2 protein-coding genes are annotated in these 2,079 nt (G+C 57.9%); both read left to right on the plus strand.

Translation table 11 applies throughout. The features are described from left to right. The coding region (locus AAC155_RS24090; RefSeq protein ID WP_240002864.1) for a ShlB/FhaC/HecB family hemolysin secretion/activation protein at nucleotides 1–776 on the plus strand (776 nt) is incomplete at its 5' end. 48 nt (nucleotides 777–824) lie between these two features. After that, nucleotides 825–2,079 (plus strand): two-partner secretion domain-containing protein (locus AAC155_RS24095; RefSeq protein ID WP_146748158.1); only part of this gene is annotated, 1,255 nt, incomplete at its 3' end.

Here is a 2,079-nt window from a genome sequence, read left to right on the forward strand (position 1 = left end):
AGACAATAGCCGGGCTGAATCAGGCGATCCAATACCGGGGCAAAAGCCAAAACCTGGCGGTCCAGCTTAGTCGGGTGCTGCACCGTAACGCCGACCAGAAAACCTTGCTTAACGGCGAAATTTATCGCCGGACTTCGCGCAATTTTATTGATAAGACCGAAGTCGATGTTCAGCGCCGGGAAACCGCGGGCTGGAAGCTGGGGCTGTCCCATCATCACTTTATCGGCAGCGCGACGCTGGATACTAGGGTGACTTACCAGCAGGGTATGCGCTGGTTTGGCGCACAACCGGCACCGGAAGAGTACCGCAATGAAGGGACCGCCTTACCTAAAATCACCCAATTCTCGGCGACGCTGGCCGGGCCGTTAACCTTGTTTTCTCAGCCTTTTTCTTATCAAACCCAGTATTTGCGTCAGATAAGCGCCAGCCCATTGACGCCCCAGGATCGCTTCTCGATTGGCGGTCGCTGGACGGTACGCGGCTTTGATGGCGAGCTGACCTTATCCGCTGATCGGGGCTGGTACAGCCGCAACGAACTGGACTGGCAAACCCCGCTGAAAGGGCAGTCGCTGTATCTGGGGATCGATTATGGCGAGGTGGGCGGCCGGGGCAGCGACGCGCTGCTCGGAAAACACCTGGCGGGGAGCGCCCTGGGCTGGCGCGGCAGCCTGAAAGGGGTGAGCTACGACCTGTTTGTCGGCGTCCCGCTGTCCAAACCCGCCGGTTTCCAAACTTCCCCCGTCACGGCCGGATTCAACCTGTATTGGCAGTATTAATTCAAATAACAAAACTGCCGGTGGGTAGTGTTGTGTGGAGTAAAAATCATGAACAAGCAGTTATATCGTATTATCTTTAATCAATCTCGCCAGCTGTGGATGGTGGTGGCCGAGATAGCGCGGGCCGGACGGGGACGAACCGGACGCCGCGCTCATCGCCCGTCTTCACCGCAGCGTCGTTGCCGACTCACCGCGCTACGGTTTGGGTTGTTATTCGCCCTTGGCGGAGTTTCGCTCACCGCGCAGGCGGCGATTGTGGCCGACGGACAGGCGCCGGGACGTCAGCAGCCGACCATCATTCGCAGCGCCAACGGCACGCCGCAGGTCAATATCCAGACCCCGGGCGCCGACGGCGTTTCCCACAATACCTACCGTCAGTTTGACGTGGATAAACAGGGAGTGATCCTCAATAACAGCCATCAGGCCACCCAGACGCAACTGGGCGGTATGGTCGCGGGCAATCCGTGGTTAGCCAAAGGGGACGCCAGCGTTATTCTTAACGAGGTCAACAGTCGTGACTCCAGTCACCTTAATGGCTGGATTGAAGTCGCCGGGCATAAAGCCGAGGTGATTATTGCCAACCCTTCTGGTATCACCTGTAACGGTTGCGGGTTCATTAACTCACATCGCACTACGCTCACCACCGGACAGGCGCTGATGGAACAGGGCCGGCTGAAAGGGTTTGATGTCAATCAGGGGGAAGTGCGGATTGACGGGCGCGGCATGGACAGCACACAGCAAAGTTACACCGATATTATCGCCCGCTCCGTGGCGATTAACGCCAAATTACACGCGCAAGACCTGAAAGTGACCACCGGGCGTAATATTGTCGATGCGACGCATCAGCAGATTGAGAAAAAATCGGTTGACGATGAAAAGCACCCAGAGTTTGCGTTGGATGTGGCGGCACTGGGCGGCATGTACGCCCATAAAATTAGGTTGATAGGCACCGAGGCGGGGGTGGGCGTGCATAATGCCGGCAATATCGGCGCGTCTGCCGGCGAGGTCCATATCACCGCCGATGGTCGGATAGAGAACCGCGGCACCCTCAGCAGCCGGGATACGTTGCAATTAACCTCGTCTGCCGATGTCACTAACACCGGCAAATTGCTGTCACAATCGGCGGTGAATTTACAGACCAAAGGAGCACTGCGCAATCAGGGCCGGGTGGAAGCTCGCGGCGATGCCACGGTCAACGCAGGCACAATACACAGCAGCCATGACAGCGTGTGGGCCGCGGGACTGGATGATAACGGCAACACTACCCGTCCCGGCTCACTGACTCTGACCGCGCAGCACGTTC

Origin of the sequence: Photorhabdus sp. HUG-39 (genome assembly GCF_963878365.1) — a bacterium.
GTDB lineage: Bacteria > Pseudomonadota > Gammaproteobacteria > Enterobacterales > Enterobacteriaceae > Photorhabdus > Photorhabdus kayaii.